This is a genomic window from Streptomyces huasconensis, from assembly GCF_021028635.1.
GTDB classification, from domain to species: Bacteria; Actinomycetota; Actinomycetes; order Streptomycetales; family Streptomycetaceae; genus Streptomyces; species Streptomyces huasconensis.
Genome location: NZ_CP086119.1, coordinates 1,440,060 through 1,457,439, shown reverse-complemented (window position 1 = coordinate 1,457,439; position 17,380 = coordinate 1,440,060). Strand labels below are relative to the sequence as shown.

13 protein-coding genes and 2 pseudogenes are annotated in these 17,380 nt (G+C 73.6%); 5 read left to right on the top strand and 10 right to left on the bottom strand.

Annotated elements, in window-relative coordinates; all coding sequences use genetic code 11:
• Positions 1 to 20: 20 nt before the first annotated feature.
• The 5 genes from J2N69_RS06520 to J2N69_RS06500 all read left to right on the top strand — a co-directional run bounded on the left by J2N69_RS06520 (position 21) and on the right by J2N69_RS06500 (position 6,743).
• Positions 21 to 707 carry a histidine phosphatase family protein gene (locus tag J2N69_RS06520; protein WP_230899884.1) on the top strand — a complete coding sequence of 229 codons (687 nt, stop codon included), beginning with the start codon at positions 21 to 23 and terminating at the stop codon, positions 705 to 707.
• A gap of 88 nt (positions 708 to 795) precedes the next feature.
• A complete protein-coding gene (locus J2N69_RS06515) occupies positions 796 to 1,386 on the top strand; it encodes a DUF3090 domain-containing protein (protein ID WP_230899883.1) in 591 nt (196 codons plus the stop codon).
• Positions 1,350 to 2,171 (top strand): SCO1664 family protein, encoded by an 822-nt coding sequence (locus J2N69_RS06510; protein WP_230899882.1) that lies wholly within the window; start codon positions 1,350 to 1,352, stop codon positions 2,169 to 2,171. The genes J2N69_RS06515 and J2N69_RS06510 overlap by 37 nt, the downstream gene beginning before the upstream one ends.
• Positions 2,172 to 2,343: 172 nt before the next feature.
• Positions 2,344 to 3,573: a cysteine--1-D-myo-inosityl 2-amino-2-deoxy-alpha-D-glucopyranoside ligase gene (mshC, locus tag J2N69_RS06505; protein ID WP_230899881.1), complete on the top strand. Its 1,230-nt coding sequence runs from the start codon at positions 2,344 to 2,346 to the stop codon at positions 3,571 to 3,573.
• Between the two features lie 104 nt (positions 3,574 to 3,677).
• A complete protein-coding gene (locus tag J2N69_RS06500; RefSeq protein ID WP_230899880.1) occupies positions 3,678 to 6,743 on the top strand; it encodes an NPCBM/NEW2 domain-containing protein in 3,066 nt (1,021 codons plus the stop codon).
• A gap of 90 nt (positions 6,744 to 6,833) precedes the next feature.
• Here the strand turns inward: J2N69_RS06500 and J2N69_RS06495 are convergent, their stop codons facing one another.
• The 10 genes and pseudogenes from J2N69_RS06495 to J2N69_RS06450 form a co-directional block, all read right to left on the bottom strand.
• Positions 6,834 to 7,832, bottom strand: a complete 999-nt coding sequence (locus tag J2N69_RS06495) for a PAC2 family protein (RefSeq protein ID WP_230899879.1) — start codon at positions 7,830 to 7,832, stop codon at positions 6,834 to 6,836.
• Between the two features lie 159 nt (positions 7,833 to 7,991).
• The gene (locus J2N69_RS06490; protein WP_230899878.1) at positions 7,992 to 8,663 is read right to left on the bottom strand and encodes a FadR/GntR family transcriptional regulator; all 672 of its coding nucleotides are present in this window, start codon (positions 8,661 to 8,663) and stop codon (positions 7,992 to 7,994) included.
• 78 nt (positions 8,664 to 8,741) lie between these two features.
• A complete protein-coding gene (locus J2N69_RS06485) occupies positions 8,742 to 9,503 on the bottom strand; it encodes a ferredoxin reductase (RefSeq protein WP_230899877.1) in 762 nt (253 codons plus the stop codon).
• On the bottom strand, positions 9,496 to 10,143 hold the full coding sequence (locus J2N69_RS06480) for a sulfite oxidase-like oxidoreductase (protein WP_230899876.1): 648 nt from the start codon (positions 10,141 to 10,143) through the stop codon (positions 9,496 to 9,498). Before J2N69_RS06480 ends, J2N69_RS06485 begins: the two co-directional genes overlap by 8 nt.
• Positions 10,140 to 11,495: an amidohydrolase gene (locus J2N69_RS06475; protein ID WP_230899875.1), complete on the bottom strand. Its 1,356-nt coding sequence runs from the start codon at positions 11,493 to 11,495 to the stop codon at positions 10,140 to 10,142. The genes J2N69_RS06480 and J2N69_RS06475 overlap by 4 nt, the downstream gene beginning before the upstream one ends.
• 34 nt (positions 11,496 to 11,529) lie before the next feature.
• Complete coding sequence (locus J2N69_RS06470; RefSeq protein WP_230899874.1) at positions 11,530 to 12,300, bottom strand: phosphorylase family protein; 771 nt, start codon at positions 12,298 to 12,300, stop codon at positions 11,530 to 11,532.
• Positions 12,297 to 13,217: an ABC transporter permease gene (locus J2N69_RS06465; protein ID WP_230899873.1), complete on the bottom strand. Its 921-nt coding sequence runs from the start codon at positions 13,215 to 13,217 to the stop codon at positions 12,297 to 12,299. Before J2N69_RS06465 ends, J2N69_RS06470 begins: the two co-directional genes overlap by 4 nt.
• Positions 13,217 to 14,292, bottom strand: a pseudogene (locus J2N69_RS06460) (ABC transporter permease). Before J2N69_RS06460 ends, J2N69_RS06465 begins: the two are co-directional and overlap by 1 nt.
• Before the next feature lie 391 nt (positions 14,293 to 14,683).
• Positions 14,684 to 16,174: pseudogene (locus J2N69_RS06455) on the bottom strand (ABC transporter ATP-binding protein); the annotation flags it as partial.
• Positions 16,158 to 17,234 carry a BMP family ABC transporter substrate-binding protein gene (locus tag J2N69_RS06450; RefSeq protein WP_230904608.1) on the bottom strand — a complete coding sequence of 359 codons (1,077 nt, stop codon included), beginning with the start codon at positions 17,232 to 17,234 and terminating at the stop codon, positions 16,158 to 16,160. The gene J2N69_RS06450 and the pseudogene J2N69_RS06455, both read right to left, overlap by 17 nt.
• Positions 17,235 to 17,380 lie beyond the last annotated feature (146 nt).

Here is a 17,380-nt window from a genome sequence, read left to right as displayed (position 1 = left end):
GGCCGCTTAGGCTGGTCCGCATGCCCACGCTGATCCTCGTCCGGCACGGACGCTCCACCGCCAACACCGCGGGACTCCTCGCCGGGTGGACCCCGGGCGTGGCCCTCGACGAGCGCGGCGCCGAGCAGGCCGCCGCGCTGCCCGCCCGGCTGGCCGGCGTCCCCCTCGCCGAAGTCGTCACGAGCCCCTTGCAGCGCTGCCGGGAGACCGTCGCGCCGCTGCTCGCCGCCCGTCCGGGGCTCCCGGCGCACACCGAGGACCGCATCGGCGAGTGCGACTACGGCGACTGGTCGGGCCGCAAGCTCGCCGAGCTGGCCGACGAGCCGCTGATGGAGGTCGTCCAGCGGCACCCGTCCGCGGCAGCCTTCCCCGGCGGCGAGTCCATGCGGGCCATGCAGACGCGCGCCGCCGAGGCGGTACGCGAGTGGAACGCGCGCGTGGAGCGCGAGCACGGCGAGGACGCCGTCTACCTGATGTGCTCGCACGGCGACATCATCAAGTCCCTCGTCGCGGAAGCCCTCGGGCTCCACCTCGACCTGTTCCAGCGCATCTCCGTGGAGCCCTGCTCCGTCACCGTCATCCGCTACACCCGGCTGCGCCCCTTCCTCGTACGCCTCGGGGACACCGGTGACTTCGCCTCCCTGGTGCCTCGGGAGGAGCCGCCGGGCGACGACGCGACGGTGGGGGGTGGTGCGGGCGCACCGTGATCGTCGCCCGCAGTAGGGTGAGCGGTTGAAGCAGCAGCCCCCTCGCAGTCGGTCCACCCCCTCGCAGTCGATCCAATGGAGACAGGACGTGTCCCGTCAGGTGTTCCTCTACGACCCTCCGGAGCGTTTCGTCGCGGGAACGGTCGGGCTGCCAGGACGGCGTACGTTCTTCCTCCAGGCCTCGGCGGGCGTCAGGGTGACCAGCGTCGCCCTGGAGAAGACCCAGGTGGCCGCCCTCGCCGAGCGCATGGAGGAGCTGCTGGACGAGGTGGTGCGCCGCAGTGGGGGCAGCGCCGCCGTGCCGGCCGTCGCGCCCGCCGAGATCACCGACAGCGCGCCGCTGGACGCCCCCGTGGAGGAGGAGTTCCGCGTCGGCACGATGGCGCTCGCCTGGGACGGCGAGGAGGAGCGGATGATCGTCGAGGCACAGGCCCTCGTCGAACTGGACGCCGACTCCGAGGACGACCTCGCCGAGGCCGAGGAGAAGCTCCTCCAGGACGACGAGAACGGCCCGCCGATGCTCCGCGTCCGGCTCACCGGGGCCCAGGCCCGCGCCTTCGCCAAGCGGGCCCTCGACGTCGTGAACGCGGGCCGTCCGCCGTGCCCGCTGTGCAGCCTCCCGCTCGACCCGGAAGGACACGTATGCCCGCGCCAGAACGGATACCGGCGGGGAGTGTGACCACCGACCCCGTCACGCTCCTCACGCACGGGGAGCTGACCGTGCGCGGCCAGATCCGCGAGGCCTCGAACGCGGTGCTCCACTGCACGGTCGCCCACGAGGGCGACGAAGCGGCCTGCGTCTACAAACCGGTCGCCGGAGAGCGCCCCCTGTGGGACTTCCCCGACGGCACGCTCGCCCAGCGCGAGGTCGCCGCGTACGAGGTGTCGCGGGCCACCGGCTGGGACCTCGTGCCGCCGACCGTGCTGCGGGACGGGCCCTACGGCCAGGGCATGTGCCAGCTGTGGATCGAGCCCTCGGGCGACGAGGCTCTGCTCGCCCTGGTCGACGCCGACGAGCCGGGAGAGGGCTGGAAGGCGGTCGGGCGCGCCCAGATCGACGAGGACCGCACCGCGCTGCTGGTGCACGCGGACGACCCGCGGCTGCGGCGGCTCGCGGTGCTCGACGCCGTGATCAACAACGGCGACCGCAAGGGCGGCCACCTGCTCGCCGCCGACGGGCGTCTCTACGGCATCGACCACGGCGTCACCTTCCACGCCGAGGACAAGCTGCGCACGCTGCTGTGGGGCTGGGCGGGGGAGCCGCTGACCGAGGAGGCCGTCGAGGTCCTCCGGGCCCTGCGCGACGCCCTCAAGGAGGGTGCCGCCCTCGCCGAGCGGCTCGCCGGGCTCATCACGGCGGCCGAGACCGACGCGCTGCGCGCGCGGGTGGACTCCCTGCTGGAATCCGGCCGCCATCCCGAACCGTCGGGGGAGTGGCCCGCGATCCCCTGGCCACCGGTCTAGCGGCCGCAGCGGGCGGGCATCGAGGCGACATGGCGGTCGGCAGGCCGTCCCCGGGGCGGCGGCCGCTTCAGGCCCCCCGCACAGACCGGCCATGACCGCAAGAGGGCCCGTCCGGCCACCGATCGTTGATCCCCACTCGTATACGGACGCTCCGTCCGGTTAGGCTCAGGTCATGCATGCCTGGCCCGCTTCTGAGGTCCCCGCCCTTCCCGGCAAGGGCCGCGACCTCCGGATCCACGACACCGCGACCGGTGAGCTCGTCACCCTCGACCCCGGTCCCGTCGCCCGTCTCTACGTCTGCGGCATCACTCCGTACGACGCGACCCACATGGGTCACGCGGCGACCTACAACGCGTTCGACCTCGTGCAGCGCGTGTGGCTCGACACCAAGCGGCAGGTTCACTACGTCCAGAACGTGACCGACGTGGACGACCCGCTCCTGGAACGCGCCACCCGCGACGGCAAGGACTGGGTCGCTCTCGCCGAGGGCGAGACCGCTCTGTTCCGTGAGGACATGACCGCGCTGCGGCTCCTGCCGCCGCAGCACTACATCGGGGCCGTCGAGGCGATACCCGGCATCGTGCCGCTCGTCGAACGCCTCCGCGACATGGGCGCCGCCTATGAGCTGGAGGGCGACACCTACTTCTCCGTCGAGTCCGACACCCACTTCGGGGAGGTGTCCGGGCTCGACGCCGCCGCCATGAAGCTGCTCTCCGCCGAGCGCGGCGGCGACCCCGAGCGCCCCGGCAAGAAGAACCCCCTCGACCCGATGCTCTGGATGGCGGCCCGCGAGGGCGAGCCGAGCTGGGACGGCGGCTCCCTGGGCCGCGGCAGGCCCGGCTGGCACATCGAGTGCGTGGCCATCGCCCTGGAGCACCTGGGGATGGGCTTCGACGTGCAGGGCGGCGGCTCCGACCTCGCCTTCCCGCACCACGAGATGGGCGCCTCGCACGCCCAGGCGCTGACCGGCGAGTACCCCTTCGCCAAGGCGTACGTCCACGCCGGCATGGTCGCCCTGGACGGCGCGAAGATGTCGAAGTCCAAGGGCAACCTCGTCTTCGTGTCGAAGCTGCGGCGCGACGGCGTCGACCCGGCGGCGATCCGCCTCGCCCTGCTCTCGCACCACTACCGCGCGGACTGGGAGTGGACCGACTCCGTCCTCACGGAAGCCGTCGAGCGGCTCGGCCGCTGGCGCGCCGCCGTCTCGCGCCCCGACGGGCCGCCCGCCGAGGCACTCGTCGAGGAACTCCGCGAGGCCCTCGCGAACGACCTGGACGCACCGTCGGCGCTCGCCGCCGTCGACCGCTGGGCCGCCCGCCAGGCCGCCGAGGGCGGTACGGACGAGGGGGCGCCCGGCGTCGTGTCGCGGGCGGTGGACGCGCTGCTGGGCGTGGCGCTGTAACCCCCGCCTTCCCGCCCGCCCCCTGAATGGGCCGCTCCACAAATCCAGGAGCGGCCCAGCAAAGTCCATGGCCTCGGCGGGGGCCGACGCGCTAGACCTCCGCCATGAGACCTCCCACGCGCTTCCGAACGGCGGTCGCCGCCGCCCTGCTGGGCCTCCTCGCGGCGTTCGCGGTGCCCGGCGGCGACGCCCCGGCGCAGGCCGCCGACGACCCCGCCACCACCGTCGGGGACGTCACCGGCTTCGACCACGCGGGCGGCGTCTACCGCCTGAGCGCGGGCACGGCCGTGGCCCGCGTCACCTTCGTCTCCACGGAGACCTTCCGCCTCGAACTGGCCCCCGACGGCACGTTCACCGACCCGACCGGCAAGGACATCGTCCTGCCGCAGGGCCGGGCCCCGCGCACCAAGTGGCGCGAGAAGAGCGACCGTTACGAGTTCAGCACCTCCAAGGTGACACTGCGCGCCTACAAGTCACCGCTGCGCTTCGCCCTGTACCGCGCCGACGGCACCCGCCTGTGGGCCGAGACCAAGGGCCTGTCCTGGACGAAGGACACCACCACGCAGAGCCTCGCGCGCGGCGCCGACGAGCAGTTCTACGGCGCCGGCATGCAGAACGGCCGCGGCAACACCTCCCACCGCGGCAAGAAGGTCGAGGTCGCCGTCGACTACAACTGGAACGACGGCGGCCACCCCAACTCCGTGCCCTTCTACCTCTCCTCGGCCGGCTACGGCGTCTTCCGCAACACCTACGCCCCCAACACGTACGACTTCGCCGAGCCCGTGACCGCCACCGCCAAGGAACAGCGCTTCGACGCCTACTACTTCGCCGGGCGCGGCAGCGACGCGGCCAAGGACGTCATCGGGCAATACACGAAGCTCACCGGCAGACCCTTCCTGCCGCCCGTCTACGGCCTGGAGATCGGCGACGCCGACTGCTACCTCCACAACGCCAACCGAGGCGAGCGCCGCACCCTGGACGCCCTGAAGGTCGCCGACGGCTACGTCGAGCACGACATGCCGAACGGCTGGATGCTCGTCAACGACGGCTACGGCTGCGGCTACGAGAACCTCGCCGAGACCTCCAAGGGCCTCGCCGGACGCAAGATGAAGATGGGCCTGTGGACCGAGGACGGCCTCGACAAGATCGCCGAGCAGGTCAAGGCGGGCCAGCGCGTCGCCAAGCTGGACGTCGCCTGGGTCGGCGACGGCTACAAGAAGGCACTGGACGGCTGCAAGGACGCGTACCGGGGCATCGAGGACAACAGCGACGCCCGCGGCTTCACCTGGGCCCCCGAGAGCTGGTCGGGCGCGCAGCGCTGCGGGGTCCAGTGGTCCGGCGACCAGAGCGGCAGCTGGGAGTACATCCGCTGGCAGATCCCCACGTACGCCGGGTCCACCATGTCCGGCCTCGCCTACACGACCGGTGACGTCGACGGCATCTTCGGCGGCAGCCCCAAGACGTACGTACGCGATCTCCAGTGGAAGATGTTCCTGCCGGTCACGATGACGATGGACGGCTGGGCCGCAAGCGACAAGCAGCCCTTCCGGTACGGCGAGCCCTACACCTCCATCAACCGCAAATACCTCAAGCTGCACGAGTCCCTGCTGCCCTACCTGTACTCGTACGCCCATGAGGCGACGGAGACCGGCGTGGGCGCCGTGCGGCCGCTGGCCCTGGAGTACCCCGACGACCCGAAGGCGGCCACCGACGCCGCCAAGTACGAGTTCCTGACCGGCGAGGACTTCCTCGTCGCGCCCGTCTACCAGGACACCGCCACGCGCGACGGCATCTACCTGCCCAAGGGCACCTGGACCGACTACTGGAGCGGCCGCACCTACCGGGGGCCGACGACGATCGACGGCTACAGCGCGCCCCTCGACACGCTGCCGCTGTTCGTCAGGGGCGGCGCGAGCGTGCCGATGTGGCCGGGCGGCATCCGCTCCTACGAGGACCGGAAGCCGGACTCACCGCTCGCCTGGGACATCTACCCGCAAGGGAAGTCCTCCTTCGAGCTGTACGAGGACGACGGCGTGACCCGGCGGCACCGCGACGGCGCCTACGCCACCCAGCGCGCCGACGTGCGGGCGCCGCGCTCCGGCGCGGGCGACGTGAGCGTACGGATCGGCGCGAGCAAGGGACGCTTCGACGGAAAGCAGAGCACCCGGCCCTACGCGTTCACGCTGCACACCGGGGACGCCCCGAGCCGCGTGGAGCTGGACGGCCGCGGGCTGCCGCGGCTCACGTCGAAGGCCGCGTACGAGAAGGCGGCGCGGGGCTGGTTCTACGACCGGGACGACCGGGGCGGTGTGGTGCGCGTCAAGACCGCCTCCCTGCGCACCGACCGCGCCTTCGAACTGACCCTCGACGACACCAGCGCGGTCGGCGGCGCCGTGCCCGGGGCCGCCGCCACCGTCGGCGTGCCCGCGGGCCAGGAGCTGGGCGCGGGCGCGCCGGGCAAGGTCGCCGTCGACGTCACGGCGGGCACGAAGAACGCCACCGACGTCGAGGTCACGCTCGACGCGCCCGAGGGCTGGACCGCCGGCGCCGCGACGGCCGACACGATCCCGGCGGGCACCACGCGCCGCGTCGAGGTGACCCTCACCCCGGCGAAGGACGCGAAGCCGGGCGAGCAGCCGCTGACCGCGCGGGTCCGCCACCGCTCGGCGGGCCAGGAGCGCACCGCCGTCCAGCGGTTCGCGCTCGGCGTGATGCCCGAGGCGCCGGGCAAGCACGCCACCTGGGCGAGCGACATGGTGTGGCTGAAATCCACCAACGGCTACGGACCGGCCGAACGCGACCGCAGCAACGGCGAGTCGGGCGCCGCGGACGGCCGGACGCTGACCCTCGCGGGGAAGACCTACGAGAAGGGGATCGGCGTGCACGCGGACTCCGTCATCGAGGTCTACCCGGGCGGGCGCTGCACGCGGTTCACCGCCGATGTCGGCATCGACGACGAGATCAACGGCTATGGGGAGGTGGCGTTCTCCGTCGAGGCCGACGGCAAGGTGCTGTGGACCTCGCCCAAGGTGACGGGGGCCTCGGCGACCGTGCCGGTCGACGTCGACGTGCGCGGCGCCCGGCACGTGGAACTCAAGGTGAAGGACACCAACGGCTCCAAGAGCGGGGACCACGCGGACTGGGCCGCGGCCGAGTTCCGTTGCGCGTAGCAGCCGTGCTGCAAGCGCGCGGGAGCAGGTGACGCGGGGCGGAGGACTTCCCTCCGCCCCGCGTCGTCCGCGTCACCCGGCCGGCACCCCTCAGTCCTCCGAGGATTCGGGTGTCCCAGGACCGGAGTCCTTGCCGTCGCCTTCGCTCTCGCCCTGGCCGGGCCGCTGGGTCGGCTTCGGCTTCGGCGGGCGGGTGCGGTCGCCCGGGGTGTCGCGCGAGAAGGGCCCGCCGCCGTCACCGCCACCGCCGCCGTCACGGCGCCGCAGATAGCGCTCGAACTCCCGGGCGATGGCCTCGCCCGAGGCCTCCGGCAGCTCGGCGGTGTCCCGGGCCTCCTCCAGTGACTGGACGTACTCGGCGACCTCGCTGTCCTCGGCGGCCAGCTGGTCCACGCCGAGCTGCCAGGCACGCGCGTCCTCGGCCAGCTCGCCCAGCGGGATGCGCAGGCCGATCAGGTCTTCCAGACGGTTGAGGAGCGCGAGCGTGGCCTTCGGGTTCGGCGGCTGCGAGACGTAGTGCGGGACGGCCGCCCAGAGGCTGACCGCCGGGACGCCCGCGTGCGTGCACGCCTCCTGGAGGATGCCGACGATGCCCGTCGGGCCCTCGTACTTCGTCTCCTCCAGGTCCATGGTGCGCGCCAGGTCCGCGTCGGACGTCACGCCGCTGACCGGGACCGGACGGGTGTGCGGGGTGTCGCCGAGCAGCGCCCCCATGATCACCACCAGCTCGACGCCCAGCTCGTGCGCGAAGCCGAGGATCTCGTTGCAGAACGACCGCCAGCGCATGGACGGTTCGATCCCGCGGACCAGGACGAGGTCGCGGGGCTTGTCGCCGCCGACGCGGACCACCGAGAGCCGGGTCGTCGGCCACGTGATCTTGCGGACCCCGTCGTCGAGCCAGACCGTCGGGCGGTTGACCTGGAAGTCGTAGTAGTCCTCGGCGTCCAGCGCCGCGAACACTTCGCCCTTCCACTCCTTGTCGAGGTGTGCGACCGCGGCGGAGGCGGCGTCGCCGGCGTCGTTCCAGCCCTCGAACGCGGCCACCATGACCGGGTCGACCAGCTCGGGAACCCCCTCGAGCTCGATCACCCAGGCCTCCTTCCGATGTTCCCTTGCGTACGCCCCAACCTTACGGCGTCGGAAGGGGCCTCCAGCAGCCCCCTCGCTCGGGGGAATGCGTGATCACTGCCCACCTCGGGCGGCGGGAAACAGCGGGAAACGGGGTGTTCACCCGGGCCCGGGCCGCCGTCACAGCGTGGCGCGGAGCCACTGCTCCACGCTCGCGACGTGCACCGTCGCCCACGACCTGGCCGCCTCCGCGTCGCGGTCGCGCAGCGCCGTGAGGATCGCGCGGTGCTCGTGCAGCGTGCGGCTGACCGCGTCCTCCTGGGTCAGGCCGCGCCAGACGCGGGCCCGGGTGGTGGGCCCGGACAGGCCGTCCAGCAGGGAGCACAGGACGGAGTTCCCCGCGGCCTTGACGATGCCGCGGTGGAACTCCAGGTCGCAGGCGACCAGCTCCTCCACGGACGGGGCGTCCCCCAGCACGTCCAACTGCCGCGCCAGGGCGTCCAGTTCCGCGTCGCCGATGTGGGCGCAGGCCATCGCGGTGGCCGCCGGTTCCAGGATGCGGCGTACGGCGAGGAACTCCAGGACCGTGTCGTCGCGGTGGAAGTCGACGACGAAGGTCAGCGCCTCCAGGAGGAGTTGGGGGTCCAGGCTCGTGACGTACGTGCCGTCGCCCTGGCGCACGTCGAGGATGCGGATCAGCGAGAGCGCGCGGACCGCCTCGCGCAGGGAGTTGCGGGAAAGGCCGAGGTCGGCGGCGAGTTCGCTCTCCTTGGGCAGCCGGTCGCCGGGGCGCAGCGCACCCGAGACGATCATGCCCTTAATCTTCTCGATGGCCTCGTCGGTGACAGCCATGGGGACCTCGCCTCAGGGATCGAAGAACCAGCAGACATCGGATGTGTGTGCTGATTATGTCGGCTGCCCGGCGCGGCCTCAGCCGAAGCGTTCGATCCGAATCCGGTCCACCGGCTGGCCGGCCTCCACCAGCAGCCGCGAGGCGTGCTCCGCGAAACCGTTGGAGCCGCAGATGTACGCCTCCCAGCCGCCCTCGGGCCGCGCCTCGTCACCGAGGAGGGACGCCAGGTGCCCCGCGTTCAGCCGGCCTTCGGTGCGGGTCAGCACGACGCTGGTCTCGTCCCCGTACTCGTCGGCGTAGATCAGCTCCGCGGGCGTGCGCGCCGAGACGACCAGCCGCAGCGGCACGGTGAGAGCCGCGAGGCGGTGGTGGCGGACCATCGACATCAGCGGCACCACGCCCGAACCGGCCCCGAGCAGCAGCGCGGGACGGTCGCCCGGCCACGCGAAGAAGCCGGACAGCGGCCCGCGCACCTCGACCGTGTCGCCGACCTGGGCCACGGTGTGCAGATGCCCGGACACCTCGCCGCCCGGCACGTGGTCGAGGGTCAGCTCGATCTCGCCGCTCTCGTCGGGCGCGGAGGCGATGGAGTAGTGCCGCTGGGCGACATAGCCGTCCGCCGCCGTGAGCCGCAGCATCAGGTGCTGGCCCGGCAGGTGCCCCTGCCAGTCGGGGACCTTCAGCCGGAACGTCGACACGGCCGCCGTCTCCCGCCGGATCTCCGTGATCAGCGCCCGCTGCCACAGGGCGGCGGCACGGTTGCTCACGGCGATCCGGCCGGGCACGGCGAACCGCGTCGGCGGCACGAAAGCGCCCTGGTGATACGGGGTCTCAGTCACCTGCGTAACGCTCCTCGGCCCACGGGTCGCCCCGGTGGTGGTAGCCGTTCTGCTCCCAGAAGCCCGGCTCGTCCCGGTCGAGGAGCCGCAGCCCCGCGATCCACTTGGCGCTCTTCCAGAAGTAGAGGTGGGGGACGATCAGCCGGGCCGGGCCGCCGTGCTCGGCGGGCAGCGGCGCGTCCCCGTACTCCCAGACGATCCACGCCTTGCCGCCCGTCACGTCCGCGAGCGGCAGGCTGGTGGTGTAGCCGGTGTGGGAGTACGCGACGACGTGCGTGGCCGTCGGCAGCGGCCGGGCGGCGGCCAGGAAGGTGTCCAGGCTCACCCCGCCGAACCGCACACCGAACTTGGACCAGCTGGTCACGCAGTGGATGTCGCCGCGGTACTCGGAGCGGGGCAGCGCGTGCGCCTCGTCCCAGGTCCAGGTGCGAGCCGCCGCCACCAGTCCGTCCACGCGGAAGGTCCAGTCGGCGGCGGTCAGGTGCGGCGTCACCTCGGCGGACAGGACGGGCCAGCCGTCGCGCGCGTCGTACTGGCCCGGCGGCAGGCGCGGGTCGCGGTCGGCGGCGCGGGCGCGGCCGGTGAAGCCGCGGGTGGGCTCGAAGGCCTCGCGGGCGGTGGTCCGCTCGTCGTACGTCATGCGGTGCTCGTCACTTCGGGGTCGGTCGCCGCGTCCCGCAGGGCGCGCAGGACAGCCGGTTCATCCAGCGTACGCAGGGTGCGCCCGCGCATCAGAACCCGCCCGTCGACGACGGTGTCCCGCACGTCACCGGGCGTGGCGGCGTACGCCAGCGTCGACCAGGGGTCGTGCCGGGGCGCCAGGTGCGGCCGGTCCAGGTCGAGCACGATGAGGTCGGCGCGCTTGCCCGCCTCCAGGGAGCCGAGTTGGGCGTCGAGGCCGAGCGCCCGCGCCGACTCGATCGTCGCCATGCGGACGGCCTGCTCGGCGCCGACCGCCGTGGGGTCGCCGCCCGCCTTGTGCACCAGCGCGGCCATCCGCACCGCGCCCAGCACGTCGAGTGTGTTGGAGCTCACGGCGCCGTCCGTGCCGAGGCCCACCGTGACGCCCGCGTCGAGCAGCTCGGGCACGCGTGCGATGCCGCAGCCCAGCTTGAGGTTGGACACCGGGCAGTGCGCGACGGCCGTGCCGGTGCGGGCCAGCGTCGCGATCTCCGCGTCCGTGAGGTCGACGGCGTGCGCGAGCAGCGTGTCGGGGCCGAGGACGCCGAGCGAGTCGAGCAGCTCCACCGGGCGCATGCCGTGCCGCTCGGCGACCATCGCCACCTCGCCCGCGTTCTCGGCCGCGTGCAGGTGCAGCAGGGCGCCGTGCTCGCGGGCCAGCGCGGTGATCTCCGTGAGCTGCGCGGGGTCCAGGGTGTACGCGGAGTGCGCGAAGACGACGGGGCGGGTGCCGGGCGCGGGCGTACGGGACTTCAGGTCGGCCGCCGCCCAGCCGGCCCGCTCCGCGTAGGGGCGGCCGTCCGGAGGGCCCGGCACGTCCATGAACGTCGGCCCGGTCAGCAGCCGCCACCCGGCCGCGCGCGCCGCCGCCTCGGCCGCCTCGTGGAACCAGTACATGTCGAGCGCGGTGGTCACCCCGCCGCGCACGGACTCGGCGATCGCGGCGCCGAGGGCGGCCGTCACCGTGGCGGGGGAGAGGATCTCGGCCTCGCGCGGGATCACGCGGGCCAGGAAGCCCTGGAGCGTGACGTCGTCGGCGATGCCCCGCATGAGGTTCATCGCGAGGTGCGTGTGGGTGTTGATGAGCCCCGGCAGCACGAGGCAGCCCCGCGCGTCGATCTCCTCGGCGGCCTCGTACGCGGCGCGCAGCCGCCCGGCCGGCCCCACCTCGACGACACGGCCGTCCCGGACGGCCACCGCGCCGTCCGCGACGACCGTGCCCGAGGCGTCGACGGTCAGCACGTCCCCGCCGTGCACCAGCAGGTCGAGGGAGCCGCCACGGGCCTGAGCCGGCAGGTCGGTGGTGTGCATCAGTCGCGTCTCTCCCTGGTCGGTGTTCAGCTGTTCAGTGCTCGGCCGCGGCCAGCAGACGCAGCGCGTCCAAGGCTATCCGGGCACCTCGGTCGACCCCTTGGGCCACCACGTCGCGGTGCGGGTCGTAGCCGCTCGTCGAGAACGGCGCCTCCTCGGCGACGAGTTCGTCGGCGTTCGCGCCGTCCACCACCAGCGCGCCGCCCGCCGTCAGGCCGTGCGTGGAGGCGAAGACGTACAGCGCGGACAGCTCCATCTCGATGGCGGCGATCCCCGCGGCCGCGTACGCCTCGCCGGGCAGCGGCAGGAAGCCCGGCTGGAACGCCGCCCGCGTCCACACCACGCCCCGGTGGTGGGGCGCGCCGGCCGCCCGCGCCGCGCGCTCCAGGGCGATGACCGCCTCCGGGGCGGAGAACGCCGGGTACTCGGCGGGGATCAGCTGCTGGGTCACGCCGTCGTCGCGTACCGCCGCGTCCGCGATGACCAGGTCGCCGTCGCGGATGCCGGGGCGGATCGCGCCCGCCGTGCCGAGCCGCAGCATCGTGCGGACGCCGGCCTCGGCCAGCTCCTGGAAGAGCAGGATCGCGCCGGGCGCGCCGACGCCGTGCGAGGAGACGACGACCTCCGTGCCCTGCCAGGTGCCGGTGAAGGTGCGGTACTCGCGGTGGTACGACACCTCCTTCGCGTCGGACAGCAGATCGGCGACGGCGGCGGCGCGGCCCGGATCGCCGACCACGACCGCCTGGGCGGGCAGGCCGGTGCGCGGGACACGGGTGATGGGCAGGGTGTCGGTGGGCGAGGTCATGAAGGGGCTCCTACCGGAGGCGTGAGGCGCTTGTGCCGCTTGCGGCGCGCCGTGGACAGGAAGAGGGCGATGAGGGTCACCACGTAGGGGGCGGCGTCGGTCGCCTGCTGCGGCAGGCCGTTGCCCTGGAGCCGGAAACCGACCGCCTCCCCGACGCCGAAGAGCAGCGCGGCGAGCAGCACGCCGAGCGGCAGCGCCCGGCCGAGCATGACCGCGACCACGGCGATCCAGCCGCGCCCGGCCGTCATGTTCTCCGAGAACAACGTGACGTTGCCAAGCGCGAGTTGGCCGCCCGCGAGTCCGCACAGCAGGCCGCTGACGAGGACGGCCGCGTACTGGTACTTCGCCGGGCTCACGCCGAGCGTCGCCGCCGCGTCCGGCGCCTCCCCGACGCCGCGCAGGCGCAGCCCCCGCGGATGGCGGGCGAGGAACACGGCCGCGACGGCCACGGCCGCCCAGGAGACGTACACCAGCGGGGAGTGGCCGGAAAGCACCGGCCCGACGAAGGGGACGGCGTCGAGGCCCGGCAGGTCGAGGCCGCTCAGCCCCGCCAACTCCGGGTCGGAGAAGGTGCCCTGCACACCGAAGACCGTACGCAGCAGGAACCCGGTCAGGCCGACCGCGAGGAGGTTGAGCGCGACCCCGAGGACGACGGCGTCACCGCGCAGCGTGATGGTTCCCACGGCGAGGATCATCGCGTACGCCGCCGAGGCGAGGGCACCGAACAGGACACCGAGCCACGCGCTGCCGGTGGACCAGCTGCCCGCGACCGCGCTGAAGCAGCCGATCAGCATCATGCCTTCGAGCCCGATGTTGAACACGCCCGCCCGCTCGCAGACCGCGCCGCCGAGCGCGGCGAGCAGGATCGGAGTGAGGGCGAGCAGCGCCGAGTGGAAGAGCGCGGAGTCGACGGACATCACAGGTCCCCCTTGCCGCGTGCGGTCTTGGCGGCCCGTCGCCAGGTGAGCCGCAGCCGCGCGGCCAGGAAGACGATGACGACGGCCTGGAGCACCTGCGTCAGCTCGCGCGGCACCTCCGTGGCCCGCTCCATGGCGGCCCGCCGACGTCGAGCGCGGCGAAGAACAGGGCGGCGACGGCCGTCCCGAGCGGCGCGGCCGAGGCGAGCAGCGCGGCGGTGAGCCCCGTCCAGGTGTGCCCGGCGGCCGTCAGCGAGCCGTCGATGAAGCGGTACGGGAAGCTGAGCACCCCGATCGCGCCGACCAGCCCGGCGACCGCCCCCGACAGGCCCATCAGCCGCAGCGTGAGGCGGGGCCGGTCGACGCCCGCGTACGCGGCGAAGCGCGGGTTGAGCCCCGTCATGCGGATCTCGTAACCCGTGGCGGTGCGGGCGTCCGCGAAGGCGAACACCGCGGCGGCGAGCACGACGAGCACGAGCCCTACGGTGACCGTCGAGGTCCCGAAGGCGGGCAGCGCGACGCCGTCCGGCAGCGGCCTGGTCTGCGGCAGGCTGGAACCGTCCTCCTTGAGCGGGAAACGCGCGAGGTAGGAGGCGAACGACATCGCGGGATAGCCGAGCAGCAGGCTGCTCACCAGCAGCGGTACGCCGAACCGGTTCTGGCAGACGGCGGCGAGCGCGGCGTAGGCCCCGCCCGCCACCATCCCGGCGAGCAGCGCGGCGGCCACGGCGAGCGGCGCGGGCAGCGGGACGTACAGCCCGGTGGCCGCGGCGGCGATCCCGCCGAGCACCAACTGGCCGTCACCGCCGAGGTTCAGCAGCCCCGCCCGCATCGGAAGGGCGAGCGCCACGGCCAGCCCGAGGATGCTGGTGCCGGTGGTCAGCGTGGACCCGATGCCGTCGGGCCCGAGGGCCCCGCCGATGACGGAGCCGTACGCCGTGACGGGGTCGGCGCCGGTCCCGACGAGGAAGAGCGCGCCGACGAGCACGGCGGCGACGACGGAGTGCAGGGCGGAGGAACGCAACAGCCGCGACACGGCCGGGGAGCGCCCCTCGGACAGACTCTGGACGGCCATGTCAGGGGCCTTCCTTGGTGGGCGCGGGGGGTTCGGCAGCCGGAGCCGGGTCGTCCGAGCCGCCCGCGGCTTCGGCGGACGCGGCCGGGCGCGTGCCGGGGGTCCGGTGCGGCGCGGACGGTGTCTCGGCGGGTGTGTCCGTGCGGGAGCCGGGAAGGACCCGGCGCGGCGCGGGCGGTGTCTCGGCGGGTGTCGCCGGGCGGGAGCCTGGGGCGGGGTGGGGCGCTGCTTCGGCGGGCAGCGGTGCTTCGGCGGGCGTGTCCGTACGCGAGCCAGGAAGAACCCGGCGCGGCGCGGGCGGGGCATCGGCCGGGGGCCGCGCCTCGTTGTCTCCGCCGGAGGGCCGGGCGCTGGCGGCAGTCCCGCTCTCGCCGCCCGCGCAGGGCACCGCTCCCGCCATCGCCAGCCCGAGCGTCCTCTCGTCCGCCGCCGCGCGCGGATACTCCGCGACGACCTCGCCCTCGTACATCACGAGGACCCGGTCCGCGAGGCCCCGGATCTCGCTCAGCTCCGCGGAGACCAGCAGGACCGCGTGGCCCGCGTCGCGGTGGGCGATCAGCTGGTCGTGGATCGTCTGCACGGCGCCGATGTCGACGCCCCGCGTCGGCTGCTCGACGACCAACAGGGGGGAGCCATGGGCCAGTTCGCGGCCGATGACGAGTTTCTGGAGGTTGCCGCCCGACAGGGACCTGGCCGCGTGCCCGGTCGACGCCGCCTTGATGCCGAAGCGCTCGACCAGTGCCCGCGCGTGCGCCCGCAGCCGGGCCGGGCGGAGCAGTCCGTGCCCGCGGTGGTGGCCCATGGCGAGGTTCTCCGCGATCGTCGCGTCCGGCGCCGTGCCGACCGCCGAGCGGTCCTCGGGGACGTACGCGAGACCGGCCGCGCGCCGTCCCGCCACCGTCGCGCCCGTGACGTCCCGCCCGGCGAGCGTGACCCGCCCCGCCGTCACCGGCCGCAAGCCCGTGACGGCCTCGATCAGCTCCGACTGGCCGTTGCCCGCGACACCCGCGACACCGACGATCTCCCCGGCCCGGACCGTGAGCGAGACGCCCCGCACCCCGTCCGCCGCCAAATCCGTGACCGCCAGGACCTCGGCGCCCGGCGAGCCCGCCGGATGCGTCCGGTCCAGTTCCACCGCGCGCCCCGTCATGGCCGCCGCGATGCCGTCCGCGCTCGTGTCGGCGGTCCGCAGGCGCGCCGCCACCCGCCCGTCGCGCAGCACGGTCACGGCGTCACTGCCTTCCATGACCTCGCGCAGCTTGTGCGTGACCAGCAGGACGGTGCGGCCCTCGTCCGCGAGGGAGCGCAGCACACCGAAGAGCGCGTCCGCCTCGGCGGGCGTGAGCACGGCCGTGGGCTCGTCGAGGATGAGCGTACGGGCGCCCCGGTACAGGAGTTTGAGGATCTCCACGCGCTGGCGCACGCCCACCGGCAGCTCCCCGACCCGCGCCGCCGGATCGACGGCGAGCCCGTGCTCCTCGGCGAGCGCCGCCACCCGCCGCAGCGCCTCACCCCGGTCGACGAGCCCGAAGCGGCGCGGCTCCGCGGCGAAGACGACGTTCTCGGCGACCGTGAAGGACGGGAAGAGCTTGAAGCTCTGGTGCACCATCCCGAGCCCGGCCGCGATCGCCTCGCTCGGGCTCGCGAACGACACCTCGCGCCCGTCCAGCAGGATCTGTCCCGCGTCCGGCCGCGTCAGGCCGTACAGGACCGACATCAGCGTGGACTTGCCCGCGCCGTTCTCGCCCATCAGCGCGTGGATCTCCCCGCGCCGGACGGTCAGGTCGACCCGGTCGTTGGCGAGCGTGCCGGGGAACTCCTTGGTGATGCTCCGCAGTTCGACGGCGGGCGCGCCGCCGGCTCCCTCAGGCGGCGGGGTCATCGACGGTCAGCTTCCCCGCGACGATCGCGTCACGCAGCTTCTCGACGCGCCGCAGCACGTCCTTGTTGGCGGGCTTCGCGATCAGGCACTTGGAGTCGGCGACCCCCGGCTCCAGGCCGGTCAGCGACATGCCGCCCTCCTTCAGGCCGTACGACACCGTGGTGCCGCCCTTGCCGTCGAGGATCTGCGCGATGCCCTTCTCCACGGCGACATCCGTCTTCTTCAGTACGTTGTCGACGACGACCCCGGGGCTGCCCAGGCACTGGTTGGCGTCCACGCCGTACGCCTGGAAGCCCTCGCCGTGCCCGCCCTTCGCGCCCTTCGCCGCCTGGAAGACGCCCGTGTTGCCGCCCGCCGCGGCCGCCATCACCTGGTCGGCCCCGCCCGAACGCAGCGTCGCCGCCTGGTCCTTGGCGCGCGCCGCGTCGTTGAACGGCGACTGCCCGCCCACGAACAACGTCCGGGCGCTCACCTTCGGGTCGACCTTCTTCGCGCCCGCCGCGAACGGCTCGCTGTACCGCCGGAACTGCGGGGTGTCGAGCACGTCGACGGCCCCGACCTTCCCGCTCTCGGTGAGCGACCCGGCCTCGGCGCCCGCCAGGTACACCGCCTCGTGCTCGCGGAAGACGGCGCACGTGACGTTCTCGTACGCCTTCTTCGTGCACGCGTCGACCAGCAGGAACTGCTGCTTCGGGTGCGCCTCGGCCTGCTGCGCCACGATGTCCGCGAACTCGAAGCCGACCAGCGCGACGACGTCGGGCGCGGCGTCCACGGCCGAGGCGACGTTCTGCTGCCGCGAGTCGGTGTCGCTGCTCTGGAAGACCTTCTGCGAGCCGCCGTGCGCCTTCGCCGCGGCCTTCACGCCGGTGACGGCGAGCTTCAGGAACTCGTTCTGGGCGACCGGGTCGGGCGTGACGAGCGTGAACGCCTTGCCGCTCCCGCCCTCGCCCGAGTCCCCGCCCTTGGCGGCGGCGTTGCAGCCGGTGGCGAGGAGCGCGGCACAGACGACGCCGGCGGTGGCGGCGGTGAGCCGCGGGGACCTACGCGTACGCAAGGACATCAGGGACACAGGGAGCGCCTTAGGGGAGGTGCCCGGGAGCGGCCCGGGCGGTGACAGGAGAGTCGTACGTGCGTGAGCGGCGTCGCTCAGCGAGAACAGCGGCGACAGCCGCACATGCGGCGGCCGCGGGACACGGCGGGGCAGCG